A 25,808-nucleotide genomic window follows, 5' to 3' on the forward strand; every position below is an offset into this window, starting at 1 on the left:
CAACCCGGTCACCCAGACTGCGGAAGTGAGCTAGCTCCTTAGAAAGGAGGTGATCCAGCCGCACCTTCCGGTACGGCTACCTTGTTACGACTTCGTCCCAATCGCCAGTCCCACCTTCGACCACTCCCCCCACAAGGGTTGGGCCATGGGCTTCGGGTGTTACCGACTTTCATGACGTGACGGGCGGTGTGTACAAGGCCCGGGAACGTATTCACCGCAGCACTGCTGATCTGCGATTACTAGCGACTCCGACTTCACGGGGTCGAGTTGCAGACCCCGATCCGAACTGAGACCGGCTTTAAGGATTCGCTCCACCTCACGGTATCGCAACCCTCTGTACCAGCCATTGTAGCATGTGTGAAGCCCTGGGCATAAGGGGCATGATGACTTGACGTCATCCCCACCTTCCTCCGAGTTGACCCCGGCAGTCTCCTGCGAGTCCCCACCATCACGTGCTGGCAACACAGGACAAGGGTTGCGCTCGTTGCGGGACTTAACCCAACATCTCACGACACGAGCTGACGACAGCCATGCACCACCTGCACACAGGCCACAAGGGAAACCCCCTCTCAGGGGCGATCCTGTGCATGTCAAACCCAGGTAAGGTTCTTCGCGTTGCATCGAATTAATCCACATGCTCCGCCGCTTGTGCGGGCCCCCGTCAATTCCTTTGAGTTTTAGCCTTGCGGCCGTACTCCCCAGGCGGGGCGCTTAATGCGTTAGCTACGGCACAGGAACCGTGGAAACAGTCCCCACACCTAGCGCCCACCGTTTACGGCGTGGACTACCAGGGTATCTAATCCTGTTCGCTCCCCACGCTTTCGCTCCTCAGCGTCAGTATCGGCCCAGAGACCCGCCTTCGCCACCGGTGTTCCTCCTGATATCTGCGCATTTCACCGCTACACCAGGAATTCCAGTCTCCCCTACCGAACTCAAGTCTGCCCGTATCGACCGCACGCCCACCGTTAAGCGGCAGGTTTTCACGGCCGACGCGACAAACCGCCTACGAGCTCTTTACGCCCAATAATTCCGGACAACGCTCGCACCCTACGTATTACCGCGGCTGCTGGCACGTAGTTAGCCGGTGCTTCTTCTACACCTACCGTCACCCGAAGGCTTCGTCGATGTCGAAAGAGGTTTACAACCCGAAGGCCGTCATCCCCCACGCGGCGTTGCTGCGTCAGGCTTTCGCCCATTGCGCAAGATTCCCCACTGCTGCCTCCCGTAGGAGTCTGGGCCGTGTCTCAGTCCCAGTGTGGCCGGTCACCCTCTCAGGCCGGCTACCCGTCGTCGCCTTGGTAGGCCACTACCCCACCAACAAGCTGATAGGCCGCGGGCTCAACCTGCACCGCCGGAACTTTCCACACACAGACCATGCGGCCATGTGTCCTATCCGGTATTAGACCTCGTTTCCAAGGCTTATCCCAGAGTGCAGGATAGATTACCCACGTGTTACTCACCCGTTCGCCACTCATCCACCCCGAAGGGCTTCAGCGTTCGACTTGCATGTGTTAAGCACGCCGCCAGCGTTCGTCCTGAGCCAGGATCAAACTCTCCAACAATGTTTTAGAGTAATCCTGCCCCGAAATAAACGAGGCACCCCAGCAATCCCAAAGAATCGCCGAGGCAAAAATTTATCTAGATGAGTTTACCACTCACCATCATCGGCACGCTGTTGAGTTCTCAAAGAACACACCCACACCATCACCCACAACCCCACACTCAGGGCCGCGAACTCCGGGGAGTCGTTTTCGTCTTTCGTTCTTGCGATGTTCCAAACTCTAGCAGGCCCGATTTTCGGCCGTTTCAGGGGGGTCAACCTCGCGGTCACCCGCACCCCACAAACCGAAACCACCCGGCCCGCATTTTGAGTTTTGAATTCAGAGCCACCCACTCTACCAGAACTACCCGGAAGCTTGGTCCGACCCCCACCGCACCCGGCCCGATTCGTTTTCGGCCCGTTCCGTGCTGGCAGAAAGAAATCTACATGGCCCTCACAAGCCCTTGAACACCACCCCCCTTTAACGCGAAAACACCAGGTCACCACCCGTCACTCAGATGGCGGCTTGTGCCGACCCCTTCGTTCGGCGGTCGACGGGCGATCTCCTTCGGGTGATCACCGTGCGTTTCACGGGTCCGGGCGGCGGGCCGCCGGTAGCCTGCTCGCCGACAAGGAGGCAGGGGGTAACAGTGGACTCGACACCGATCTACACCGAGTTGCAGCAGAAGCTGATCGACCCGGAGGCGAACAACTGGGGCCTGAGCGCCCCACCCGAGTTCGCCGCGGCGTTGACCGAGACGGCCGAATCGGCGGCAGCCGAACCCGTGGCCGTCGCGCAACAAGGCGACTCCGGCGGCCGTGCGAAAGGACGCAGGCACCGCGCGGCGGACTGAAGTCCCGACTCGTTCCGCGCGCGGGGAGGCGCAAGCGGCTGACGACGTCAGGACACGACATCGATCGACCCGTGAACATGAAGAACCGCATCGCGGATAACCACGATGCGGTTCTTTTGCGCTTGGTGCCCAGTCGAGGCGGAAAGTCGTCGCGGTCCGGGTCTCTCGGCTGCCGGCTCTCCGCCACGGCTCGCGGAGTACGGCACCGTCCACCGGTACCGGGACCAGTGGCCCGCCGGGACCACCGCCACCGGATCAGTCCACAGCGGACGAGAATTGCGGCAGCGATACCGAGGGAACGGTGGAGCTCTGCCGATCCTCGAGCTGTTCGGAACGTTGCTCGGAGATCGCCGGATCGAGTACCGGGTGTTCGGGCTGGGACGCCGGCTCTTCGGGCGCCGATTCGGCCGCGGGTTCCGGATCCTGCTGCTTGCTGACCCGATCCTTACTGCGTTGCGCGGCGCCGCGAATCTGCTCGGTCAGCTGCCGGTTCGCCTGCCGGGCATCGCGTTCATCCCGTTCCTGGCGCTTTGCGGCGGCCGCCGACTGCTCCCGCTCGGGAGCGCGCGCACGCTCGATGTATCGAGCGAACACCCCGCGCAGACGCTGCGCGTGCCGTTCACTCAAGTCGATTTCGTAGGTCACACCGTCCAGCGCAAAAGTGACGGTCTGCTGGGCTGGCGACCCGTCTATGTCGTCGACGAGTTCGACCTGAATCCGCTCGGCCATGATCACCTGTCTCGGGAACGTGCCCCGTCTCGATCCGCGACACCTTGCAGGCGAGACTCCTGCGACCCTGACCCACGTTGTAGCACGCGGCATCGCTGTTGTCTCGCGTCAACGATAGAACAGCACCACCGACGGTTGAGAACCGCCGTGCGGGGGCACCGTCGACCCACGATGCCGGGTCACCGGGGGAACCACCCACGACCCACCGTAGCCGATCGACAGCGAAATCGAGAAAGTAATGTGCCGCACAACGGAGGACTCTCCGTCGGATCGGACCTCCGTCGCAGTGCTCACCAGACCCAGGGTGGCACATTTTCGCAACAACGGTTTATTGTTCTGAACGTTCTTCGTACGCTCTTGCACGAAGGCCAGCAATAACGAACCGGAATCGAGGGTTTTCCAGTGGCGCAGAAGGTCACCGTGCAGCTCGTCGACGACGTCGACGGGTCGGAAGCAGAGTCGACGGTCGAGTTCAGCCTCGACGGGGTCGACTACACCATCGACCTGTCCTCCGACAACGCCGCCAAACTGCGGGACTCGCTGGCGTCGTACGTCTCCAGCGCCCGCCGGACGGGTGGCCGCAAGCGCGCCGCGGGCAAGGCCAACAAGGCCGCGGCCGCACCGACGGCTGCCGATCGGGAACGCAACCAGGCCATTCGGGAATGGGCTCGGGAGCAGGGCATGCAGGTGTCGGATCGGGGACGCATTCCCTCGGAGATCGTGGACGCCTACGACAAGGCCAAGTGAGTCGATCGGGATGTCGCGCGGCGCCGTCCACGCGAGACCGGACATTTTCCGGCTCGATCGCGACGACGCTTCGCGACATTCCCGTTCCGCCGTCCGCAGAGCACTCAGCGTTCTGCGTCGCGGAACTCCCTGATCTCCTGATCCGTCGGCATCGCCGACATGGCGCCGTTGCGCCCCACGGTCAAGGCCGACGCGGCCGAGGCCCGCTGCATCGCCTCCTCGATCTCGCCGCCCGCCGCACGCGTGGCCGCGAGCACTCCGACGAAGGTGTCGCCCGCCGCCGTCGTGTCCACCGCGCGCACCGGATGCGCGGGAACCTCCATGATGTCGCCCGCTCGATTCCCGTAGAGCGATCCGGTCGCACCGAGCGTGATGACGACCTCCGGCACCAGATTCACCAATTTCCGCAACGCCGCTCGCGGATCATCGGAACCGGTCAGTACCGCTGCCTCGTGTTCGTTGGGCACCAACATGTCCACGTTCGCGAGCAACGCTTCCGGAAGTTCCGCCGCCGGTGCGGGCGTGAGAATCACCGGAACGCCCGCTTCACGAGCGGCGACCGCGGCGGATTCGACGCCGGAGAACGGGATCTCGAGCTGCAACAGCAACGCTCCGCAACCCGCGATCAGTTCCGCGTCACCGGGCGCGAGTGAATCCATCGCCGCATTGGCTCCCGGCACCACGACGATCGCGTTTCCGCCGTCGTCATCGACCACGATATGCGCGGTACCGCTGTTTCCGGTCACTGTGCGCAACCCATCGGTATTCACGCCGTATTCGGTCAATGCGGTCTGCAACCGCTCTCCCAGTTCATCGTCGCCGACCGCTCCGATGAACCGCGTGGGAGCACCTGCTCGCGCGGCGGCGACCGCCTGATTCGCCCCTTTTCCTCCCGGTGCAGTGCGGAATTCGCGTCCGAGCACGGTTTCACCGCGTCGGGGCGCGATTCCGACATAGGCCACCAGATCCATATTGCAACTGCCGAACACGGCCACCGTCGTCGTCACGCGACCCATGATCCCCGATGAGCCCTGGCGACACAGGCGGCTCACCGTGGCAGGCGACCCGTAACATGCCGTGCATCCAGGGAAGGAGAGGGCGAGCAGCGGTGGAATACGTGGTGACGGCGGAACTCGAACCGCCGGTGACGGCACAGGGGCTCGACGAACTGCAGCAGCAGGGCGTGGTGGCGCTGCTGGATCGCAGGCTCGCACTCGTGGAAGGGGTCACCGACCCGGATCAGGCCGACATCGACGTGCTGGACTACCGGATCTCGCCGAGCGCGGACCGCGCCAACGTCGTTCTCGTGCTGGACGCGCCCTCCCTGGTCTCGGCGGAGTGGGCGGCGGCAACGGTGCTCGACGAGCTGCTCGGCGAGATCGAGCTGCTCAACGGGTGGTCGGTGGCGGACTCGAAGGTGCGCATCACCGAGGACGAGTTCAACTTGAGCCTGGCCGCGGCGGACGTGCGCACCCCGGACGACTCCAGCGCCCTGGAAGCAGCCGTGGAGGAGGCGCTGGAGTCCTCCTCGGTCGAGCCCGCGCTGGAGACGAAGCACTGGCGGGAGACGCTGCTGCAGTGCTCGACGCGGCTGCGCGCGTTCGGTGCGGACGCGTTCGCCGCGGAGGGCGCGACCGAATCGGCCGGGCGGCTCGCGGCGGGGGCGTTGATCCACGCGGTGTGGGTGGTGACGGACGAGATCTTCTACGACGAGCTGTCGCTGTCGATCAACAACGCCACGGTGGACGAGGCGCAGGGGCTGTTGGTGCTGGAGGAGTTGCCGCCCTGCTACGACGACCGCTACGACTCCGCGTTCGCCCGCGCGTTCCTGCTGGCTTCGGCCGCGGTGGCGACTCGGCTGTCGGAGGAGGTGTGGACACCTCCCCGGTGCGTAGCCGAGGCGTTGGCGCTGCGGCTGATGATGCACGAGGCGCAGGTCCTGCTGGAGGCCGCTGACCTGCTGGGGTGGGCGGAGAGCACGCCGATCTTCGCGAAGTTCACCGCCGCCGCGTTCACCGACACCGCGCACGAGGAGCTCTACGAGGTCGACATCCGGCTCGACGAGAACTCGACGGAGCCGTTGCTCTCCGAGCTGGAGACGGGGTTGCGGGATCGCGGGCTGGCGTTCGAGCAGTGGTTCGGCAGGCGCGACGGCGCCCCCGGGCTGCATCCGTATTTGCAGTTCCTGTGAACTGAGGCGCCGAACAGCGAAAAAGCCCGCCGGATCGAGTGGTCCGGCGGGCTTTCGCTCGTTCTGGTGGTGGCTTCAGTCTTGGTTGCGCACCGAGAACGGTGGCACCGTGCAGCCGATGAGGCTGGCGTCGTCGATGGTGCGCGGCTGGTATTCGCTGCTCGGCAGGTTCTCCAGCATCAGGTTCGTCGGGTCGTCGACCGGTTCGGCGCGGCCGAACAGGAACGCCCACTCGTGCTCGTCGGAGCCGAAGTAGGTGACGGATTCGAACACCGAACGGAACCGGTTGTAGGCGCGGATCAGCGTCTCGTTGCGCCACACCGTGGGGCAGCCGGCCTGGAACGCGACCACCCCGCCCGGCGCGAGCACCGTCTGGCAGCGCTGCAGGAACTCCAGGCCGTAGAGCCGGTTGTGCTGGCCGTCGGCGTCGTCGGCGCGTTCGTCGGGCAGGTCCACGACGACGAGGTCGTAGCCTTCCGGCGGGGCCTGGTCGAGGAAACCGATACCGTCGGCGTAGTGCAGGGTGATCGGCCCGTCGCCGCGTTCCAGCGCGGGCAGTTCCTCGGTCGTGTAGCCGTAGGGCAGGTGTTCGGCGCAGATCCGGACGCATTCCTCGTCGATGTCGACGTGGTCCACGCGGGTCGCTCCGGCAGCGACGGCGAGCTTGCCGGCGACGCCTTCGCTGGAGCCGATGATGAGCACCCGGTCCAGGTTCGCGGCCAGCAGGAAGCCGGGGACCAACATGGCCTCGTGGTAGACCAGCTGGGAAAACTCGGTGCTCTGCCTGTCGTCGTCGCAGAACAGCGAGACGCCCTGCGAGGTGCGGCCGATGAGCACGTGCTGGTAGGCGGTGTCGCCTTCCCACACCACCTCGTCGACCCGCCACAGCCGCCGCATGTCGGCGCCCAGGGGCTCACTGACCCAACGCTGCCCGTCGATTTCGATCAACGGTGTTCCTCCTCGAAACGTCGCCCTCGATGGGCGGAAGAACGCACTTGAGTGTCCATTGTGGAGGGGATCCCGCCGGCCCGCGGCCCGCGAGCCGACGGGCCGGTCACGACACCAGTTCGGGGTCGTAGTCCCGTCCCCGGCGGATCGTGCGGGTGTTCACCGACCCGGGCCGCAGTGCCTCGGCCAGCAGCTCGACCGCGCGTTCCGGCTGCGCGGTGTTCCCGCAGGTGAACACATCGATGAAAATCGATCCCACTTCAGGGTAAGTGTGCAGCGACGCGTGGGATTCCGACAACAATGCCAGCACGGTGACGCCTTGCGGCTCGAACCGTTCGGCGATCACTTGGCACACCGTGGCCTGCGAGCGGCTCAACGCGCTGTGCAAGGTGTCCCGCAGGAACTGCTCGTCGTCGAGCAGCTCCGCGTCCACGCCGTCGAGCTCGGCGAGTACGTGCTGCCCGGTGAACAGACCGACGGGTTGCAGGGTTCCGGCATCAATCGACATCTATCGACCTCCCAACATTTCGCAGATTTCGCTGAGAACGTTCTCGTTCGCGCCGACTGGCGCACCGCTGCGGCGGAATCCGCCCTGCCGCAGCGGTCAGGGTCGCTCGTGCCCGTCGATGCAATAGGTCGGCAGCGGCGGGAAGCCGTTGAAGCCGACCGAGGCGTAGCTGGCCGTGTACGCGCCGGCGCTGAGCAGGTCCACGGTGTCGCCCGCACGCAGCGTGAGCGGCAGCTCGTAGTGGGTGTGCTGGTAGATCACGTCGTCGCCGTCGCACGTGGGTCCGGCGAGCACGACCGGCCCGACCGGGTCGCCGTCGCGGGAAGTGCGCAGCCGGTAGGTGATCGCTTCGCCCTCGGTTTCGGCGAGCCCGTTGTAGCGGCCCACGTCGAGGTAGATCCAACGCCGGTCGCTGCCGGTCTCGGGCGTGGTGAGCACGACTTCGCTGTGCAGCACGCCCGCGTCGCCGACGAGGCGGCGACCCGGCTCGATGAGCAGTTCCGGGCGTTCGGCGCCGAATTCGCGGTCGAGCGCCTGCTCGATGCGGCCGGTGTAGTCGGTCAGCGGCGGTGCGGATTCGGTGTACTGCGCGGGAAGTCCGCCACCGAGGTTCACCATACGCGGCCGGACGCCGTGTTCGGCGGCGCCGCGGAACACCTCGTGCGCTGCGCGGATTCCGTGTTCCCATGCGGCGGCGTCGTGTTGCTGCGATCCGATGTGGAACGACACGCCGTAGGGGTCGAGGCCGAGTTCGGCGGCGCGGGTCAGCAGTCGCACCGCGGTCTGCGGTGGACAGCCGAACTTCCGGCCGAACGGGGTGCGGGATCCCTTGTTGTCCACCAGGACTCGGCAGAAGACTCGCGATCCGGGGGCCGCTTCGGCGATCGTCGTGAGGTCCGCTTCGCTGTCGGTCGCGAACAGGCGCACGCCCTGTTCGAAGGCGCGGGCGATGTCGGCGCGCTTCTTGATGGTGTTGCCGTAGGAGATCGAGTCCGGTTCGGCGCCTTGTTCCAGGCACAGGTCGATCTCGCCGGGGCTCGCCACGTCGAACGAGGAACCGAGTGCCGCGAGCGCGGCGACGACCTCGGGCATGGGATTGGCCTTGACCGCGTAGCAGATGCGCGCGTCCGGCAGCGCGGTTCGCAGTTGCGCGTAGCGTTCGCGAACCACCGTCAGGTCCATCACCAGGCAGGGTGTGCCGGGTACCGCGCGATCCAGGAAGTCCTGGATGCGTTCAGCGGAACGTGCCGCGGTTCCGGCGACGTTTCCGTCGCTCGGGCGGTCCGTCACACCGGTGGTGGCGGACTGATCGGTCAATCCCGTTACCTCCGTGTTCTGCGCGGCCTCGCGTGGGGTTCACCGTCGGGCCACCGTGCGGGCGGCCGAGTGCCGACCAAGCACGGTACCGGTCAACGCAGTGGATTACGAACCGATCGGGTGAAACGACCGGGGCTGCGGAGGCGATTGTGACTACTCCCACGACCGAGGGGCGCGCTTACGACTGCCGGTCGTCGATGAGTTGCAGTGCGAGATGAAAGTCAACGCGGGCGGCGAGATTTCCCAGCTCTCGCCCGGTGATCTGCTCGATCCGGCCGATGCGATAGCGCAACGTGTTCACGTGCAAGTGCAATCGTGCTGCACAGCGCGACCACGAACCGGAACATTCCAGGAAGACCCGCAAGGTGTTCAGCAGGTCGGTGGCGTGCGCCTCGTCGTAGCCGATGAGCGGTCCGAGCAGTTTGTCCCGATAGGACCGGCGCAGCTCCTCCGGCACGGACGCCAGCAGAACCTGATGCGAAGCGAGCGCATCCGCCGTCACCACCGCCGACCGCGGGTCGTGCTCGGCGAGGCGCCGGGCGTGGCCCGCCTCCTCCAACGCGGAACGCAAACCATCGGCGGTGCCGATGTCGCTGATCCCGGCGCACAACCGGGCCGTGCTCCCGGCGAGCGCGGCGAACTCCCGGAACCGGTCCGGCAACGTCGACAGCTGCCCTTCGTCGTCGGCGAACACGGCCGCGGCCGCCTCCCCCAGCGGTGCCGCGACCGAGGGAAGCCCGGTCGCGGCCGCGAGCTCACGCAAGACCGTGACGGCCAAAGCCGAGCCGCCCGGCCTCTCGCGGGTCACCGACAGCTGCACGACGCGCAACGGCTCGCCTGCGGGGAGCCCCACGGTGTCCAGACGTGCGGCGACCTCCGTCGCGCTGGAAGTGCCATCGAGCAGCCTGCGCAGCGCCGACTCCACCGAGCGGCCCGCGATGTTGCGGGCCTGGTCGACTCGGCTGCGCACGAGCGCGACCACGGTCGCGAGCTCGGCCAACGCCTCCGGTGACGCCTCGCGCAGCACCACGAACCACTGGGCGATGCGCGGATCGGCGCCACCGCCGACCACGTGGAACCGGCAGGCTCCCCGCGTGGTGCGCACAGTGCCGGACGTGGCGTTCGAATCGTGCAAACCGTGCACCAGTTCCTCGTGCGCGGGTGCGCCCGGGGTGCCGGCCAGCACCGCACCCGTGCCGGAGACCACCCAGCAGCCGGTACCGAGTTCGGCCGCGGCAAGCTCCAGCACCTCATCGAGGTCAGCGCCCGCGGCGAGCGCCGAGACCCACTCCCGGCCCGCCGCCCGGTGCGCCGCCATGACCCGTTCGGACAGCGTGCCGAAGCTCAGAGCTACCGGGACCTCCACCAGCGGGATGCCGTGCTTCCGGCAGGCTTCGACGAGATCGTCCGGGGTGCTGCCGAGCCACGCGGTGCCCGCCGCGACCGCCGCCACGCCTGCCTCGGCGAGCGCGGCGACGAACTCCGTCGAATCCGCCGGATCGGTGCGCCACATCAGGCCCGTGAGCACCAGCTCGCCGCCGCGCAGGTAGCGGCGGGGGTCGAGCAGGTCGGTGATGTAGACGCCGTGCACGACGCGGTCGGAGGAGCCGGTGAGCAGCGTCAGGCCCAAGGCCGGGTCGGCGACCAGTTCACTCAGCTGCACGGCGCTCACTCTGCACCCTCGGAGGGGTGCTGCGGGAGTGCTGGGGGTTGCGGGGTGGGTTGGAGTGAACGGACCGCTCGTCCCATCCCCTCGGACCAACAGGCCGTTCACTCCACCCCCACCCCCCGACGAGGCGGCACCGCGAACGAGCGGATCTGAGTGAACGGACCGCTCGTCCCATCCCCTTGGACCAACAGGCCGTTCACTCCACCCCACCCCCGACGACGCGGCACCGCGAACAAGCGGATCTGAGTGAACGGACCGTTCGTCCGATCCCGTTGGACCAACGGTCCGTTCACTCCACTCCCGTCCGGGCGGCGCCGCGGGTGGGTGGGGTGGGTTTGTAGGAATGTACGAACTGCGGCCGTTCACCCGTCTGGCATTTCGGGTTTTCCACCGCTGGTCAACGTGGGTTCACCGGTTGTGTACTGGAACAACGGCCCGGCGGTGAGCTCCGCGAGTGATGTGGCGCTCGGCGACTCGGCCGACCGAACCCCGACAGAGAGAAGGCGCCGTGGACTTCCTGCGTCCGACCTCGTGGCGCGAGGCCCTGGAGCTCAGGGCGGCCCGCCCGGAGGCGACCGTGCTGGCGGGCGGCACGGATGTGCTCGTGGAGGTCAATTTCGGGCATCGCAGCCCGGAGGCCTTGCTGGATCTCACGAACATCTCCGAACTCCAGGACTGGTCCGAGTCCGGCGGGCTGGTGCGCATCGGTGCGGGCCTGCCGTACACGCGGCTGATCGACGAGCTGGGCGATCGGCTGCCGGGACTCGCGATGGCGTCCCGGACGGTGGGCTCACCGCAGATCCGCAACCGGGGCACGCTCGGCGGCAACCTCGGCTCGGCCTCTCCGGCCGGGGACGCGCATCCGGCGTTGCTGGCCTCGGACGCGGAGATCGAGGTGGCATCGGTGCGCGGCACCCGGTTGCTGCCGATCACCGAGTTCTTCACCGGACCCAAGCGCAACGCGCTCGCCGCCGACGAGTTGATCGCGGCAGTGCACCTGGCACCGGCATCGGGGCCGCAGCAGTTCGCGAAGGTGGGCACCCGGAACGCGATGGTGATCGCGGTCTGCACCTTCGCGATCGCGTTGCACCCGCAGCGGCGGCAGGTCGGCACCGGGGTCGGTTCGGCCGCGCCCACCCCGTTCCGGGCGCGAGCCGCCGAGGACTTCCTCGCCACCGAACTCACCGACACCGACCAGTGGGAACACCCCCGCGCCCTGCCGGACCTGGCGGCGAACCGGTTCGGCGAACTCGTCGCGGCCGCGGCGAGCCCGATCGACGACGTGCGCGGCACCGCCGGCTACCGGCGGCACGCGCTGGGCGTGCTGGCCCGGCGCACGGTGCACCGCGTGTGGGACGAACACCGCACCTGGAGGCGGCAATGCGCGTGAACTTCACCGTCAACGGCCGGGCGCAGCAGGCCGACAACGTGTGGGAAGGCGAAAGCCTGCTCTACGTGCTGCGGGAGCGGCTCGGGCTGCCCGGTTCGAAGAACGCCTGCGAACAGGGCGAGTGCGGTTCGTGCACGGTCACCCTGGACGGTGTCGCGGTGTGCGCGTGCCTGGTCGCGGCCGGGCAGGCCGAGGGCCGTGAAGTGGGCACCGTGGAAGGTCTCGCCGACGGGGACCGGCTCAGCGACGTGCAGCAGGCGTTCCTCGACGCGGGTGCCGTGCAGTGCGGTTTCTGCACGCCGGGACTGCTGGTGCAGGCGACGGACCTGCTGGACAAGCAGGCCGAGCCCTCGGACGTGGAGATCCGGGAGGCGCTGGCGGGCAACCTGTGCCGCTGCACCGGTTACGAGAAGATCATGGACGCGGTGCGGCTGGCCGCCGGGCGGAAGTCGGGTCATGCCTGAGCCGGCGGCCCGGTTCGTGCTCGACGGCGCCGCGATCGCCACCGTCGATGGCCCGGAGCACGCCGAAGGCCACGTCGTCGTCGAAGGTGACCGCATCGTTGAGGTCTCACCCGGGCGGGCGGACTCGTCGCAGGGCGAGCGGATCGACGTGAGCGGCTGCTTGATCACTCCCGGACTGGTCAACACCCACCACCACCTGTACCAGTGGGCGACGCGCGGTCATGCGGCCGATTCGCCGCTGTTCGACTGGCTGACGCGGCTCTACCCGGTGTGGGCGGGGCTGGACGAGGACGGCACGCACGCCGCGGCCGCCGCCGGACTGGCCAGGCTCGCGTTGTCGGGGGCGACCACGGTCGCCGACCACCACTACGTCTTCCCCCGCGACGGCGGCGACGTGTTCGGCGCGGTCGTCTCGGCCGCCGGGAGCATCGGGGTGCGGCTGCACGCGGTGCGCGGCTCGATGGATCGCGGCCGGTCCCGCGGCGGGCTGCCGCCGGACTCCTTGGTGGAGGACCTCGACACGGCGCTGGCCCGAACGGACGAGGCGATCCGCCGGTTCCACGATCCGGCTCCCGGTTCGGCGGTGCGGGTCGCGGTGGGTCCGTGTTCGCCGTTCAGCGTCAGCGAACAGCTGATGCGGGAGAGCGCGGAGCTGGCGCGGGCGCGCGGGGTGCGGCTGCACACCCATCTCGCGGAGACCGCCGACGAGCAGCGGCAATGCCTCGCGGAGTTCGGGCGCACCCCCGTGGAGTACGCCGACGACTTGGGCTGGCTGGGGCCGGACGTGTGGCTCGCGCACACCGTGCACTTGGCGGAACCGGCCGTGGCTCGGCTCGCCGAGACCGGCACCGGCTCGGCGCACTGCCCCAGTTCCAACGGGAGGCTCGGCGCGGGCGTCGCGCCGGTGCGGGCGCTGCTGGACGCGGGCGTGCCGGTGGGGCTCGGGGTGGACGGTGTCGCCTCGAACGAGGCGGGCGGGCTCGGTGAGGAGATGCGCCAGGCGTTGCTGACGGCCCGCGCTCAGCACGGTGCGGCGGCGTTGTCGGTGCGGGAGGCGTTGTTCGCCGCCACCCTCGGCGGCGCACGCTGCCTGGGCAGGCAGGACGAGATCGGCTCGCTGCGGCCCGGCAAGCTCGCCGACCTCGCGGTGTGGCGCCTCGACGGGCTGGGGCACGCGGGAATCGAAGATCCGATCGCCGCGCTGGTGCTGGGTCCGTTGCCGCCGCTGCGGTTGCTGCTGTGCGGTGGGCGCGGCGTCGTGCGGGACGGCCTGCTGAGCTCGATGTCCGAAGTGGACTTGGCGCGGGATCTGCGCGCCGCGAGCACCGGAATCCGTGCTCGATCCGAACGACTCGACGGGGAGGTGGCCCGATGAGCGGCCCGACGCGCACTCCGCAGGACCTCGACACCGGCATCGCGGGCGGCATCGGGGAATCCCCGTTGCGCCCCGACGGCACGTTGAAGGTGCGCGGTGAATTCGCCTACTCCTCCGACCTGTGGGCGGAGGACATGCTGTGGGGCGCGACGTTGCGCAGCCCGCACCCGTACGCGCGGATCACGTCCCTCGACGTGGGTCCGGCACTGCGGCTGCCCGGTGTGCACGCGGTGCTCACCGCCGACGACGTGCCCGGGGCCAACCGGTACGGCTTGAAGGCGCAGGACCAGCCGGTGCTCGCCGAGGACGTGGTGCGCTACCGAGGTGAGGCGGTCGCGCTGATCGCCGCCGATCACCCGGAGACGGCCCGCCGGGCGCTGGAGCGCGTCGAGGTCGGCTACGAGGTGCTGTCGCCCGTCACCGACGCCGAACTCGCCGCGCACGACACGTCGTTGCCAAAGCTGCACGAGAACGGCAACGTGGTGCGCCACCAGGTGGTCCGCAAAGGCGACCCGGAAGCCGCGGCCGACGTCGTGGTGTCCGGCGTGTACACGGTCGGCATGCAGGACCAGGCTTTTCTCGGCCCTGAGTCGGGGCTCGCGCTGCCCGCCGAGGACGGCGGTGTCGACCTGTACCTCGCTACGCAGGACCTGCACTCCGACCGCAAGCAGACCGCGGCCGCGCTGGGACTTCCGCAGGACAAGGTGCGCCTGACGCTGTCCGGGGTCGGGGGCGCGTTCGGCGGCCGGGAGGACCTGTCCATCCAGGTGCACGTCTGCCTGCTGGCGTTGCGCACCGGGAAACCGGTGAAGATGGTCTACGGCAGGGAGGAGTCGTTCTACGGCCACGTGCACCGGCATCCGGCGAAGATGTACTACGAGCACGGCGCGACCCGCGACGGCGACCTCGTGTACGTGCGGGCGCGGCAGTACTTCGACGGCGGCGCATACGCGTCGAAAACCCCGGTCGTGGTGGGAAACGCGTCGACGCTCGGCGTCGGCCCGTACCGCGTGCCGAACGTTGACCTCGAATCTTGGGGCCTGTACACGAACAATCCGCCGTGCGGGGCGATGCGCGGGCTCGGAGCGGTGCAGCCGACATTCGCCTACGAGTCCCAGATGGACAAGCTCGCCGCCGCGCTCGACGTGGACCCGGCGCAGCTGCGCATCCGCAACGCCGTCGCGCAGGGCGACGAGATTCCCACCGGGCAGGTGCTGGACTTCCCCGCCCCGGTCGCCGAACTGCTGGAGCGGCTCAAGGAGATTCCGCTGCCGCCGCAACGGGAAAGCCGCGACATCCGCGACCTGCCCGGCGGTGCCTCCAACACGACGCACGGCGAGGGCGTGGTGCGCGGCGTCGGTTACGGCGTGACCATCAAGAACATCTGCTACTCCGAAGGTGCCGACGACTACTCCACCGCGCGGGTCCGGCTCGAACTCGTCGGCGGTGAACCGATCGCCGAAGTGCACACCGCCGCCGCCGAGGTCGGCCAGGGCCTGGTGACGGTGCAACAGCAGATCGCCCGCACCGAGCTCGGCGTTGAACGAGTCACCATCCATCCCAACGACACTTCCGTCGGCGCCGCCGGATCGAGCTCCGCGTCCCGGCAGACCTACGTCACCGGCGGAGCCGTGCAGACGGCTTGCGGCGCCGTGCGGGACGCGGTGCTGCACCGGGCCGCCGAACTGCACGGTGCCGCACCGGCCGCATTGTCGTTGCACGGCGGGAAAATCGTGTCCGCGACCGCCGGTGTGCTCGCCGACCTTGCCGAGGTTCTCGGCGACGGCCCCATCGAGCGGACCAGGGAATACCACCACCGGCAGACCTTCCCCATGGACGAGACCGGAGTCGGCGAGCTCGTCCAGGTGCAGCACGCGTTCTCCGCGCACCGCGCCATCGTCGACGTCGACACCGAACTCGGCCTGGTCAAAGTGGTGCGGCTGGACTGCGTGCAGGATGTGGGCAAAGCGGTGAACCCAGACGCCATCATCGGTCAGATCCAAGGCGGCAGCGCTCAAGGGCTCGGGCTCGCCGTGATGGAGGAGATCCAGGTTTCCGGGGGCGAGATGCGCAACGCCTCGTTCACCGACTACCTCATCCCCACCATCCTCGACATGCCGCCGATGGAGATCGACATCATCGAGCGCGGCGACCCCAACGCGCCCTACGGGGTGCGCGGCGTCGGCGAGCCGCCGACGATCTCCACCACTCCCGCCGTCGTCGCCGCGATCCGCGCCGCCACCGGCAAACCGCTCACCCACGTGCCCGTCGCGCCGCACGACATCATCTGAACCCGGCTACGGCCCGCGTTCCCGAACCGCCCGAGCGATACCCGCTGATTCCCCTATCCGGCTGGAGATTCCACGTGTCCACCGAAACCGACTCCCCCGCCACGACCGAGGCCCGCTGGGTCGCGGAAGCCGTCGCACTGGCCACCGGCAGCGTCGACGACGGCGGCGGCCCCTTCGGCGCCCTGGTGTTGCGCGACGACCGGCTCATCGCCACCGGTACGAACCTCGTCACCTCCGACCTCGACCCCACCGCGCACGCCGAAGTGACCGCCATCCGCCGCGCATGCCTGCGACTCGACACGTTCAGCCTCGACGGCTGCGTGCTCATCAGCTCCTGCGAGCCGTGCCCGATGTGCCTCGGCGCCGCCCTGTGGTCACGAGTGGACCGCGTCGTCTACGCCGCAGGCCGGGAAGACGCCGCACGCGGCGGATTCGACGACCGCGCGTTCCACGACCTGTTCCGCAACCCCGACCAGCCCTGGCCCACCGCGGTGCAGCAGATCGAACTCGCGGACCGCAACGCGCCGTTCGATCGGTGGCGCGCGAAACCCGACCGCGTGGATTACTGAGACGGCCCCGCTGCCGAGTTGCTCGGCTGTGCGGCAGCGGGAACCTCAGACGCCTTCTCGCCGTGCGCCCGGCCGGTCCGCTTCCCCCATGGCTCCGCCGCGAGGGACGGTGCCGTCCTCGCGAGACGGCTCAGAACCCCATACCGATCGGGTGGTTCACCACCGGCAAGACAAAGCTCATTCGCCCGATGACACACCGGTTCTGATCCGAACCTGACCGCCGCGCCCGAAACGGGTGCCGAACTCCCCTGCCTGAAACCACCCGCGCGTCCCGGCGCACTCGTCCCTCGCGAGTGCCCGCGACCTCGCGCGCCCGGAGGCCACATGTCCGAGCCCACCACTCTCGACCGGCCCAACGCCCTCGACCGGTACTTCCGCATCACCGCCCGCGGCTCCACGCTGAGCCGGGAAATCCGCGGCGGCCTCACCACGTTCGTCGCCATGTCCTACATCGTGCTGCTCAACCCGCTGATCCTCGGCGCCGCCGCCGACAGCACCGGTGCCACGCTCACCACCACCCAGCTCACCACCGCGACCGCGCTGTCGGCGGGAGTGATGACGGTGCTGATGGGCGTCGTCGGCAACGCCCCGCTCGCCATGGCCGCCGGACTCGGCGTGATCCCCGTGGTCGCGTTCACCATCGCGCCCGCCATGACCTGGCCGCAGGCGTTCGGGCTCGTCGTGCTCGAAGGCCTGGCGATCGTGGTGCTCGCCGCCAGCGGGGTGCGGCAACGCATCATCCGGGCCATTCCCGAACCGCTGAAAGTCGCGCTGACCGTGGGAATCGGGCTCTACATCGCGCTCGTCGGTCTCGTCAGCGCCGGATTCGTCACCCGCAAACCCGACGCCGCCGACACCACGGTGCCCGTGCAACTGGGCTCCGACGGAAACCTGACCGGATGGCCCGTCGCGCTGTTCTGCGTCACGGTGCTGCTGATGATCGTGCTGGTCACCCGGCAGGTACCCGGGGCGATCCTGATCAGCATCGCGACCGGCACCGTGCTGTCGCTCGGTGTGCAGGCGTTATGGCCGCTGCCCGAACAACAGTGGGGCGTGGTCACCCCGGAGCTCCCGGACAGCGTGATCTCCGCGCCGGACCTGAGCCTGCTCGGACACGTCGACCTGTTCGGCGGGTTCGGCTCCGCCGGGGCCGTGGCCTGCGCGGCGTTCCTGTTCACCCTCATCCTGTCCGGGTTCTTCGACGCCATGGGCACGATCACCAGCGTCAGCCGCGAAGCCGGACTCAGCTCCCCCGACGGGGACGGCACCGATGTGCCCGGCATGGGGCGCATCCTCGTCGTCGACGGCATCGGCGCCGTCGCGGGCGGTTTCAGCGGGAGCTCACCGAACACCGTGTTCCTCGAATCCGCCGCCGGAGTCGGTGAAGGCGCCCGCACCGGATTCGCCAGCGTCATCACCGGGCTCCTGTTCGCCGCGACCACCCTGTTCACCCCGCTCGCCGCCGTGGTGCCCGCGCAGGCCGCCGCGCCTGCGCTCGTGCTCGTGGGCGGGATGATGATGGCGCAATGCAGGCACATCCCGTGGCAGGACCAGAGCTACGTGCTGCCCGTGTTCCTCACCGTCGCCGTCATCCCCTTCACGTACTCGATCACCAACGGCATCGGCGCCGGGCTCATCGCCTACTGCGCGATCCGGATCTGCCAGGGGAAGGCGGGCGAACTCGGCGGGCTGCTGATCGCGCTGGCCGGTGTGTTCGCGCTGTACTTCGGCATCGCAGGCATCGAAGCCCTCTTCGGCTGAGCCGCTTTCGAAGTGAACGGACCGTTCGCCCAACAAGACTGGACGAACGGTCCGTTCACTCCATCCCGTCCCCGTGCGCCGGTGCGGTGGTGGACGCCGGTTGGTCGATCCGGAAGTGAGTGAACGGACCGTTCGTCCCATGGGATTGGGCGAACGGTCCGTTCACTCCTGTCGCCTTGCTGGGGTCGGCGGGGGCTGTGGGCTGGGTAGGCTCGGGGGTGCGGGTTGCGGGGGTGGTGTTGGCGGCTGGTGCGGGGCGGCGGTTCGGGAAGCCGAAGGCGCTCGTGGACTACCGCGGCACTCTGCTGGTGGACCGGGCGGCGCGTGTGCTCACCGAGGGTGGCTGCGATCCCGTGTTCGTGGTGCTCGGCGCGGCCGCGGACGAGGTGCGGGCGAAAGCCGAACTGCGCGACGTCACCGTGGTGTCCAATCCGGACTGGAACAGCGGGATGGGTTCCTCGTTCCGAGCTGGTCTCGCCGCCCTCGCCACCGAATCTGAGGACGTCGCCGCGGCCTTGGTCCTGCCCGTCGACATGCCCGGCGTGACCGCCGAAGCGGTGCGCAGGGTCGCCACGCACGCCGCCCCGGAAGCGCTCGCCGCCGCCTCACTCGAGCAACAACGCAGTCACCCTGTGTTGCTGGGCCGTGCGCACTGGAGAGGGGCTGCGGCGGACGCGCTCGGAGATGCGGGTGCGCGCCGTTACCTTCGTGATCATGAGGTCACCCTGGTGAGGTGCGACGGCGTCTCGGAAGGTTTCGATATCGACCGTCCCGCAGACCTCGGCAGTGGCTAACCCGTAGAGTCGTCAGTCACGCGTGAGGTGACGCCTAGCGACACCGTCCGCGGCTGCGACGCCCGCCAGGCAGGCGTGCCGACCCGGGCGGTGCACGCGTCACCGGGACGCAAACAGCGCCGACGGGGAGGCAACATGGCAATCGGACACATCACCGCCAACTACGTGCCGGACGGCGATGACTGGTCGGTGACCGTCTCAACCGGACAGGACACCCGTACCGCCCGCGCACCCGGCCTCATCGCGGCCAGAGATCAGGCGGACCAGCTCATCGAGCACTTGGCGCCGAACCCCAGCGGCCGGGTCGTGATCCACTTGCTCAACGGGGACGGATTCGCGTTCAGCACCGCGTACCTGCAGGCCCGGCACGGCCTGTCCGACGAAGCGACCCGCCAGGCCGCTGCCGCCGCCGACACCGCCAGCGCGCACGCCGCCAGATGACCCCGCCACCGGGGCGGAACACCGCGCCCGGGAACGGAGGAAAACCCGAAAAGAGCGGCGAGAACCACGCCGCCCGCACTCTCTCTCTAGGATGGTCGCCGTGAACGCACCGACCAGCAGCTTGCCCGACGGGACCAACCGGTCCCCCGGACGTGGCCGGCCACGGGACGCCACACGAGACACCGCTCTGCGCACCGCAGCGATGGAAGTGCTCGCCGACGTCGGATACCGCGCCCTGACCATGGACGCCGTCGCCGCGCGCGCCCGCGCAGGCAAGGCCACGATCTACCGGCGTTGGGAATCGAAACTCGACCTGGTCATCGACACCTGCAACGAGCTGGTGCAGCGCAACATCCCGGAGCCCGACCTGGGCAGCGTGCCCGCGGACCTCGGCGAGTTCCTGCGCGCGTTCGCCGCGTTCCTCACCGGTCCGGTGGGCAAAGCGGCGCAGGCGCTCGTCGGTGAACTCCCCCACGAGCGCGAGCTGGCCGACGCGTTCCGCGAATCCTTCCTGTTGCCGCAGCGCAACGTGCTGCGGCGCATCGTGGAACGCGGCATCGAGCGCGGTGAGATCACCCCGCAGGCACCGACGGACACCGTGGTCGAACTCGCCGGGGCAGCACTGCTGCATCGGCTCATGCTCACCGGCGAACCGCTGGACAACCGGTTCGTCGACCGGCTGCTGCACGACGCGCTCCTGCCGTTGCTGCGCCGCGAAAACTGAATTCCGGCTCGTGGGGCGTGCTGCAGCACCATCCGGCTAGGCGGTTCGGAGCGAGTGGAGGTCGCAGTCGTGCAAGGAACCATCGCCGAGCTGTACCGATGGCCGGTGAAGTCGCTACGCGGCGAGTCCGTCACCGCTGCTCGTTTCGATGAGCGCGGGATGGTGGGCGATCGTGCGCACGTGCTCATCGATGAGCGGACGAAGCGCGCCGGGTCGGTGCTCACCGTCCGACAGAATCCGACGCTGCTGCACTGGGCGGGTGACTACGGCGGCGACATCAGCGAACCGGCCGGGGAGCCGACGTTGCACGGGCCGGACGGCTCGGCGTGGAAGTGGGACGACCCGGAGCTGCCCGGGGCGCTCGCGGACTCGCTGGGCATCCCGCTGAGCCTGCGCAGCGAAGCCGGGAACCAGGATCGCGGCCCGACGGTTCTCGTCACCTTGCAGGCCACAGTGGACGCGCTCAGCGCGGACATGGGCGAGCGGGTCGACCTGCTGCGGTTCCGGCCGAACCTGCACCTGAACCTTGATGTGGCGCCGTTCGCCGAGCTCGATTGGGAGCCGGGGACGACGATCACCACCGGGGACCTGACGCTGGAGATCGTCGGGGCGAACTCGGGAGCCTGCGTTCGCTGCGTCGTGCCCAGCTGGAACACCGGCGGCACGACGCGCTGGAAGGAACTGCAAAGCCGGCTGATCGACCGCTACGACAACAAGTTCGGCACCATCATGCGCGCCACTCGCAGCGGCACCGCTCGACGCGGTGAAGCCGCGGTCGTGCGCCCAGCAGGGTCATGACCCCGCGGACGCACGCCGCGCGGCTCAGCGGAAGATCTTGCGCACGACGATGACGGCGACGAGCGCACCGACACCGATCATCGCGTAACGGACCCTCGGGTCGTTCAACTTGTCCTGCACGCTGGCCTTACCGGACTCCACGAACCGTTTCGGGTCCGCCTTGGTGCTCAACTCGTCCAGTGTCACGGCCAGCGAGTCACGAGCCTTCTCGATATCGCGCTGAATGGCGTCCGGATCACGAGCCACGCCGTCCTCCTCCATGTTCACCTGACTGGTGCCACCGTAGATCACACGCTCGGCTCGGACCCACCGACCAGTCCCTGAGTCGAGGCACGCAACGCGCGCCGAACCACCCGGCCGGGGACACAACGGACATCACCACCCGTTAGGCTGGTCCGCACTGGGGGCCGTAGCCCAATTGGCAGAGGCACTAGGTTTAGGTCCTAGCCAGTGCGGGTTCGAGTCCCGCCGGCCTCACCGATTTCGACGCTCGGCGTTGTCCCGTTCCGGTCCCGCAATGCCGAACGCGGGCCGGATTCGATCGTCGCGGCCGCTCCGCCCTCCCCGACGGCTGTTGCCGGTCCTGCTGTTCAAGGCGCAACGGCGCTTTCCTCGGGGTAGGTGATGCGGGCTCAGTGGTCGGCGTGAGTGAGGCCGCCGATGGTGAGGGATTTGCGGCGCTGGTGGACCGTCAGGTAGCGCAGGCCCGCTTCGCCCGCGATGAATTCGCGGCGGGAGCGCTTCGGCAGCCAGAGCAGAGCGCCCGGGGCTAGTTCGACGGCGCCGCCTTCGGTGCGCAGCGTTCCCGACCCGTGCAGCACGTGGATCAGCACGTCCAGGTCCGGTCCGGCGTGCGCGTCGATCTTCCCGTCCGCAGGCAGTTGGATGACGTTGGAGTCGAGGTCCCGGTCGCGGACCGGCAGCGCCCACACCGCCCCCGCCGCGTCGGGGTCGCCGCCGAGGTCGCCGGTGTCGCAGAGGATCCGGGGCAGCGGCGTCGAGTGCAGCCTGCCGATTCGGATGCGCCATTCCTGCGGTCCCGGCTCCACGGTTTCCCAGCTGAATCCGCCGGGCAGCTCCGCTTCGAACTCGTCGTGCAGGTGCTTCGGATCGTGGTCGTTGACCAGGACGAACGTTTCGCCGACGGCGAGCGCGTGGAAGACACCGAAGATCGCGGGGTGCTTGTCCTGCTTCGGCAGCGGGCGGACGTCGAGCTCTTGCTCGGGCATGTGTCCTCCTGGACCCTGTTTTCACAATTCGCGGTTGTATAAACTCTACGTCCGGACGGTCGGCGGAAACCAGGGCGCCTCCCGGCTCGTGCGCCCCCGGGTCGCGGGGTTCGCTCGTCCACCGCACAAGGAGGTCGATCGTCATGGGTGGGAACTCGACTCCGGGAACGTCCGGGCGGCGGCACGAGGTGCTGGCCGTGCTCCGGGAATCCGGCACCGCATTGGACGTCAACGAGATCGCGCGGCGGCTCGCGGTACACCCGAACACGGTCCGCTTCCACCTGGACGCCCTGGTCGGCAACGAGCAGGTCGAGCGCGTCGACGCTCGGCGGTCCGGCCCCGGCCGGCCGCCGCTGCTGTTCCGCGCCCGCCCCGGTATGGACCCGACCGGTCCGCGCAACTACCGGCTGCTCGCGGGCATCCTCGTCGGCGAAGTCGCGCAGGCGGCGGACCCGGTGCGCAGCGCGGGAGACGCCGGGCGGCGCTGGGGTGCACGGCTCGCCGCCCCCGGCGACTCCCCCCGCCCCACCCGCACGCAGGCCGTCGGGCACCTGACCGGGCTGCTCGACGAGCTCGGGTTCCGCCCTGAATCCCGTGCGGGGGGCGATGAGATCGGGCTGCGGCACTGCCCCTTCCTCGAACTGGCCGAGGCGCAACGGCAGGTCGTGTGCCAAGTGCACCTCGGGCTCATGCAGGGCGTCACGACGGCGTTGAACGCTCCCGTGACCGTCGACCGGCTCGACGCGTTCGTGGAACCCGACCTGTGCGTGGCGCACCTCGTCACCGGCGCCGAGGACCCGAGCTGACCGCGTGGCCGGTCGCGGTCGCCGTGACCTTCACCTGGGTCGGCATGGTGCTCGCGATCTCCTTCGTGGAGGCCCCGCTGAAGTTCCGCGCGCCCGGTGTGACGGTGCGGATCGGCCTGGGCATCGGGCGGTTGGTGTTCCGCGCGCTCAACGCGGTCGAGCTGGTGTTCGCGCTGCTCCTGCTGAGCTGCTTCGCCCCCCAGGCGCCACCGCTCGCGGCAGGGATCGCGCTGGGAATCGCCCTCGCGTCGCTGGCGGCGCAGCTGCTGCTGGTGCGGCCGATGCTGAACCGCCGCACCCGCGCGGTGCTCGCCGGGCAGATCCCGCCGCGCTCGCACGCCCACCTCTCCTACGTCGCGTTGGAGTTCGGCAAACTGGCCGCGCTGCTGGCCGGCGGCGTCCTGCTTCTCATGGCCTGAAGGAGAAACGTTGGAAACGACATCGCTGACCGAGCTCGCCGCCGAACGACTGTCCGCGGCCAAGCGGTCCCGCGCCGGCCGGGCGACCAGCACCGTCCACGGCGGATCGGAAGCCTCGTTGCGGCAGGTGCTGCTCGCGTTCACCGCGGGGCACGCGCTCGCCGAGCACGAACGCCCCGGCGAAGCCACGTTGCAGGTGCTCCGAGGTTCGGTCCGGGTCACCACACCCACCGGCTCCCTGGAGGCGGAGGAAGGCGATCACTTGGTCCTGCCGTTCGAACGGCACGGTTTGACCGCGGTCAGCGACGCCGTCGTGCTGCTGACGGTCAGCCTCCCCCGCACGTCCTGATCGGACTTCCGCCCCGAACGGCCCGGCCCTACCGGCGGATGAGTCCGCGGTCGACGGCGACGGCCACCGCCGCGGTGCGGGAATCGACGCCGAGCTTGCCGTAGATGTGCACCAGGTGGGATTTCACCGTGGCCTGGCTGAGGAACAGCCGCTTGCTGATCCGCTGGTTCGACAGGCCGTCCGCGACGAGTTCCAACACCTCCGTCTCACGGCGGCTCAGCGCGGTGCCCGGAGTGCGCATCCGGTCCATCAGGCGGTGCGCGATGGTCGGCGCCAGCGCGGACTGGCCGGCGGCGGCGGTGCGCACGGCCGCGGCGAGCTCCTCCGGTGGCGCGTCCTTGAGCAGGTAGCCGGTGGCGCCTGCTTCGACGGCGGCGAGGATGTCGGCGTCGGTGTCGTAGGTGGTCAGCACCAGTACGCGGGGCGCGTCGGGCAGCGCGGTGATGGCGGCGGTCGCGTCCGAACCGTGCATGCCCGCGCCGAACTGGAGGTCCATCAGGACCACGTCGACCGCTTCGGTGGTGGCGAGTTCGACGGCGCGTTCGGCGCTGACGGCCTCGGCGACCACTTCGAAGTCCGGTTCGGTGTCGAGCACGGCGCGCAGGCCGGTGCGCACCACCGGGTGGTCGTCGGCCAGCAGCAACCGAATGATCCCGCTCATCACTCCTGCCCTTCCGCAGTGGGCCTGCGCGGGAAGCTCACCGCGAGCGCGGTGCCCTGCTCCGGCGCCGATTCCACGCTCAACGTGCCACCGAGCGCACGGGTGCGCGCCCGCATCGCGGCCAGCCCGAATCCGCCGTCGACGCGATCCGAGTTCGGCGCCGCGGCCGGGTCGAAGCCGATTCCGTCGTCCACCAGGTCGAGTGCGACGCGAGTGTCCATGTAGGTCAGCGTCATCTCGGCCGCTTCGGCTTGCGCGTGCCGGACGGTGTTGGCCAGCGCGGACTGCGCGATGCGCAGCAGCGCCACCTCGTACGGGGTGGGGATCGGGGCCGGCTCGCCGTCCAGGTGAAACCGCACGGTGTACCCGGAATGCGCGGAAGTGGTGGCGCACAACCGTTCCAGCGCCGCCGGAAGCGATCCGCCTTCCAGGTCGGGCGGGGTCAGGGCGTGCACGAAGCGCCGGGCCTCAGCCAGGTTGTCCTGTGCTTCACCCCGCGCCCGCAACACGTGATCCGCGGCCAGTCCGGGCCGGTCGGGCAGGGCACGTTCGGCGGCGCGCAGCAGCAACTGGATGCTGGAGAGGCCTTGTGCGAGCGTGTCGTGGATCTCCTTGGCCAACCGTTCCCGTTCGGCGAGCACGCCTGCGGACCGTTCGGCGATGGCGAGGTCGTGTCGTGTCGCGGTGAGTTCCTCGATGAGCCGGCGGCGTTGCTCGCTCTCCCGGTACAGGGCCTGGTATCCGAGCACGACCGCGATCGCGACGGCCGCCCCGAGCGCCGGACCGAGTGCCGCGGCCGGGGTGAATCCGCCCTGGTGCCAGGCGTAACCGGCGATCGCGAACACCGTCGTGAGCAGCACCACCGGCAGCCCTGAGCGGCCGGACAGCAGGTGCAGTTGCAGGAAGAACAGCGGGAACGCCAGCCACACCCCGTCGGGAGTGAGCCCCAGCAGCACCAGCCACACCGCGCCGAGCAGGCCCAGCCACGCCGCCGCGCCCCACTTCGACCGGCTCACCCGCGGCAGCAGTGGACCCGCGGCGTACACGCCGGCCATGGCGACCGCCGCGGCGATCACCGCCGCCGGGCGTGGCAGCTCGTTGGTCACGGCGTGCACGGCGGCCAGCGCGAGCAGGCCCGCCATCAGCAGGTGCAGGCACAGGCGCAGCGCGCGCAGCGGTCGGGTGAGCGTCATGGGATCCACGGTTTCCCCAGGCTACGTGCTGGTCACAGCGG

26 protein-coding genes, 1 tRNA gene and 1 rRNA gene are annotated in these 25,808 nt (G+C 69.0%); 17 read left to right on the forward strand and 11 right to left on the reverse strand.

Annotation, left to right across the window (positions count from 1 at the left end):
- Positions 1 to 42: 42 nt before the first annotated feature.
- Positions 43 to 1,562, reverse strand: a 16S ribosomal RNA gene (locus H2Q94_RS25140).
- Between the two features lie 628 nt (positions 1,563 to 2,190).
- Here H2Q94_RS25140 and H2Q94_RS25145 point away from each other — a divergent pair.
- Complete coding sequence (locus H2Q94_RS25145) at positions 2,191 to 2,394, forward strand: hypothetical protein (RefSeq protein ID WP_243789636.1); 204 nt, start codon at positions 2,191 to 2,193, stop codon at positions 2,392 to 2,394.
- A gap of 255 nt (positions 2,395 to 2,649) precedes the next feature.
- Here H2Q94_RS25145 and H2Q94_RS25150 read toward each other — a convergent pair whose 3' ends face one another.
- Positions 2,650 to 3,123, reverse strand: coding sequence for a histone-like nucleoid-structuring protein Lsr2 (locus H2Q94_RS25150; protein WP_243789637.1), 474 nt, complete (start codon positions 3,121 to 3,123; stop codon positions 2,650 to 2,652).
- Between the two features lie 402 nt (positions 3,124 to 3,525).
- On the opposite strand from H2Q94_RS25150, the gene H2Q94_RS25155 reads away from it, so the two are divergent.
- On the forward strand, positions 3,526 to 3,870 hold the full coding sequence (locus tag H2Q94_RS25155) for a histone-like nucleoid-structuring protein Lsr2 (RefSeq protein ID WP_243789638.1): 345 nt from the start codon (positions 3,526 to 3,528) through the stop codon (positions 3,868 to 3,870).
- Between the two features lie 104 nt (positions 3,871 to 3,974).
- On the opposite strand, the gene H2Q94_RS25160 is transcribed toward H2Q94_RS25155, so the two are convergent.
- Positions 3,975 to 5,024 carry a ribokinase gene (locus tag H2Q94_RS25160; RefSeq protein WP_309501074.1) on the reverse strand — a complete coding sequence of 350 codons (1,050 nt, stop codon included), beginning with the start codon at positions 5,022 to 5,024 and terminating at the stop codon, positions 3,975 to 3,977.
- On the opposite strand from H2Q94_RS25160, the gene H2Q94_RS25165 reads away from it, so the two are divergent.
- Positions 4,979 to 6,061 carry a chorismate mutase family protein gene (locus H2Q94_RS25165; RefSeq protein ID WP_243789639.1) on the forward strand — a complete coding sequence of 361 codons (1,083 nt, stop codon included), beginning with the start codon at positions 4,979 to 4,981 and terminating at the stop codon, positions 6,059 to 6,061. The genes H2Q94_RS25160 and H2Q94_RS25165 overlap by 46 nt on opposite strands.
- A gap of 75 nt (positions 6,062 to 6,136) precedes the next feature.
- Here the strand turns inward: H2Q94_RS25165 and H2Q94_RS25170 are convergent, their stop codons facing one another.
- The 4 genes from H2Q94_RS25170 to H2Q94_RS25185 form a co-directional block, all read right to left on the reverse strand.
- A complete protein-coding gene (locus H2Q94_RS25170) occupies positions 6,137 to 7,009 on the reverse strand; it encodes a spermidine synthase (protein ID WP_243789640.1) in 873 nt (290 codons plus the stop codon).
- Positions 7,010 to 7,115: 106 nt separating this feature from the next.
- Positions 7,116 to 7,517, reverse strand: a complete 402-nt coding sequence (gene speD / locus H2Q94_RS25175) for an adenosylmethionine decarboxylase (RefSeq protein WP_243789641.1) — start codon at positions 7,515 to 7,517, stop codon at positions 7,116 to 7,118.
- 96 nt (positions 7,518 to 7,613) lie between these two features.
- A complete protein-coding gene (locus tag H2Q94_RS25180; RefSeq protein WP_309501075.1) occupies positions 7,614 to 8,834 on the reverse strand; it encodes a type III PLP-dependent enzyme in 1,221 nt (406 codons plus the stop codon).
- A gap of 178 nt (positions 8,835 to 9,012) precedes the next feature.
- Positions 9,013 to 10,497, reverse strand: coding sequence for a PucR family transcriptional regulator (locus tag H2Q94_RS25185; RefSeq protein ID WP_243789642.1), 1,485 nt, complete (start codon positions 10,495 to 10,497; stop codon positions 9,013 to 9,015).
- A gap of 514 nt (positions 10,498 to 11,011) precedes the next feature.
- On the opposite strand from H2Q94_RS25185, the gene H2Q94_RS25190 reads away from it, so the two are divergent.
- From H2Q94_RS25190 to H2Q94_RS25235, 10 genes are all read left to right on the forward strand, one after another.
- The gene (locus H2Q94_RS25190) at positions 11,012 to 11,893 is read left to right on the forward strand and encodes an FAD binding domain-containing protein (protein WP_243789643.1); all 882 of its coding nucleotides are present in this window, start codon (positions 11,012 to 11,014) and stop codon (positions 11,891 to 11,893) included.
- A complete protein-coding gene (locus tag H2Q94_RS25195; protein ID WP_243789644.1) occupies positions 11,884 to 12,357 on the forward strand; it encodes a (2Fe-2S)-binding protein in 474 nt (157 codons plus the stop codon). The genes H2Q94_RS25190 and H2Q94_RS25195 overlap by 10 nt, the downstream gene beginning before the upstream one ends.
- Positions 12,350 to 13,732, forward strand: a complete 1,383-nt coding sequence (locus H2Q94_RS25200; RefSeq protein ID WP_243789645.1) for an 8-oxoguanine deaminase — start codon at positions 12,350 to 12,352, stop codon at positions 13,730 to 13,732. Before H2Q94_RS25195 ends, H2Q94_RS25200 begins: the two co-directional genes overlap by 8 nt.
- Positions 13,729 to 16,023: a xanthine dehydrogenase subunit D gene (gene pucD, locus H2Q94_RS25205; protein ID WP_243789646.1), complete on the forward strand. Its 2,295-nt coding sequence runs from the start codon at positions 13,729 to 13,731 to the stop codon at positions 16,021 to 16,023. Before H2Q94_RS25200 ends, pucD begins: the two co-directional genes overlap by 4 nt.
- 74 nt (positions 16,024 to 16,097) lie before the next feature.
- The gene (locus H2Q94_RS25210) at positions 16,098 to 16,592 is read left to right on the forward strand and encodes a nucleoside deaminase (protein WP_243789647.1); all 495 of its coding nucleotides are present in this window, start codon (positions 16,098 to 16,100) and stop codon (positions 16,590 to 16,592) included.
- Positions 16,593 to 16,916: 324 nt separating this feature from the next.
- Positions 16,917 to 18,353 carry an NCS2 family permease gene (locus tag H2Q94_RS25215; protein WP_243789648.1) on the forward strand — a complete coding sequence of 479 codons (1,437 nt, stop codon included), beginning with the start codon at positions 16,917 to 16,919 and terminating at the stop codon, positions 18,351 to 18,353.
- 233 nt (positions 18,354 to 18,586) lie between these two features.
- Positions 18,587 to 19,147 (forward strand): nucleotidyltransferase family protein, encoded by a 561-nt coding sequence (locus tag H2Q94_RS25220; protein WP_309501076.1) that lies wholly within the window; start codon positions 18,587 to 18,589, stop codon positions 19,145 to 19,147.
- A gap of 135 nt (positions 19,148 to 19,282) precedes the next feature.
- Positions 19,283 to 19,588, forward strand: a complete 306-nt coding sequence (locus tag H2Q94_RS25225) for a hypothetical protein (RefSeq protein ID WP_243789649.1) — start codon at positions 19,283 to 19,285, stop codon at positions 19,586 to 19,588.
- A gap of 100 nt (positions 19,589 to 19,688) precedes the next feature.
- Positions 19,689 to 20,312 (forward strand): TetR/AcrR family transcriptional regulator, encoded by a 624-nt coding sequence (locus tag H2Q94_RS25230; protein WP_243789650.1) that lies wholly within the window; start codon positions 19,689 to 19,691, stop codon positions 20,310 to 20,312.
- A gap of 69 nt (positions 20,313 to 20,381) precedes the next feature.
- Positions 20,382 to 21,110, forward strand: a complete 729-nt coding sequence (locus H2Q94_RS25235) for an MOSC domain-containing protein (protein WP_243789651.1) — start codon at positions 20,382 to 20,384, stop codon at positions 21,108 to 21,110.
- Positions 21,111 to 21,134: 24 nt separating this feature from the next.
- Here H2Q94_RS25235 and H2Q94_RS25240 read toward each other — a convergent pair whose 3' ends face one another.
- Positions 21,135 to 21,356: a DUF3618 domain-containing protein gene (locus H2Q94_RS25240; RefSeq protein WP_184484752.1), complete on the reverse strand. Its 222-nt coding sequence runs from the start codon at positions 21,354 to 21,356 to the stop codon at positions 21,135 to 21,137.
- A 157-nt stretch (positions 21,357 to 21,513) separates the two neighbouring features.
- On the opposite strand from H2Q94_RS25240, the gene H2Q94_RS25245 reads away from it, so the two are divergent.
- Positions 21,514 to 21,587 (forward strand) — tRNA-Leu (locus tag H2Q94_RS25245).
- A 155-nt stretch (positions 21,588 to 21,742) separates the two neighbouring features.
- Here the strand turns inward: H2Q94_RS25245 and H2Q94_RS25250 are convergent.
- On the reverse strand, positions 21,743 to 22,339 hold the full coding sequence (locus H2Q94_RS25250; RefSeq protein ID WP_243789652.1) for a DUF2249 domain-containing protein: 597 nt from the start codon (positions 22,337 to 22,339) through the stop codon (positions 21,743 to 21,745).
- A gap of 143 nt (positions 22,340 to 22,482) precedes the next feature.
- Between H2Q94_RS25250 and H2Q94_RS25255 the strand changes: the two genes are divergently transcribed.
- The 3 genes from H2Q94_RS25255 to H2Q94_RS25265 are packed head-to-tail and all read left to right on the forward strand — an operon-like array spanning position 22,483 to position 23,913.
- The gene (locus H2Q94_RS25255) at positions 22,483 to 23,145 is read left to right on the forward strand and encodes a helix-turn-helix transcriptional regulator (protein ID WP_243789653.1); all 663 of its coding nucleotides are present in this window, start codon (positions 22,483 to 22,485) and stop codon (positions 23,143 to 23,145) included.
- A gap of 44 nt (positions 23,146 to 23,189) precedes the next feature.
- A complete protein-coding gene (locus H2Q94_RS25260; protein WP_243795903.1) occupies positions 23,190 to 23,564 on the forward strand; it encodes a hypothetical protein in 375 nt (124 codons plus the stop codon).
- Positions 23,565 to 23,574: 10 nt separating this feature from the next.
- The gene (locus tag H2Q94_RS25265; RefSeq protein WP_243789654.1) at positions 23,575 to 23,913 is read left to right on the forward strand and encodes a cupin domain-containing protein; all 339 of its coding nucleotides are present in this window, start codon (positions 23,575 to 23,577) and stop codon (positions 23,911 to 23,913) included.
- A 28-nt stretch (positions 23,914 to 23,941) separates the two neighbouring features.
- On the opposite strand, the gene H2Q94_RS25270 is transcribed toward H2Q94_RS25265, so the two are convergent.
- Both H2Q94_RS25270 and H2Q94_RS25275 read right to left on the reverse strand, forming a co-directional pair.
- Complete coding sequence (locus H2Q94_RS25270) at positions 23,942 to 24,574, reverse strand: response regulator transcription factor (RefSeq protein WP_309501077.1); 633 nt, start codon at positions 24,572 to 24,574, stop codon at positions 23,942 to 23,944.
- Positions 24,574 to 25,767 (reverse strand): sensor histidine kinase, encoded by a 1,194-nt coding sequence (locus tag H2Q94_RS25275; RefSeq protein WP_243789655.1) that lies wholly within the window; start codon positions 25,765 to 25,767, stop codon positions 24,574 to 24,576. The genes H2Q94_RS25270 and H2Q94_RS25275 overlap by 1 nt, the downstream gene beginning before the upstream one ends.
- Between the last annotated feature and the right edge of the window lie 41 nt (positions 25,768 to 25,808).

It is taken from the genome of Saccharopolyspora gloriosae (assembly GCF_022828475.1).
Lineage (GTDB): Bacteria > Actinomycetota > Actinomycetes > Mycobacteriales > Pseudonocardiaceae > Saccharopolyspora_C > Saccharopolyspora_C gloriosae_A.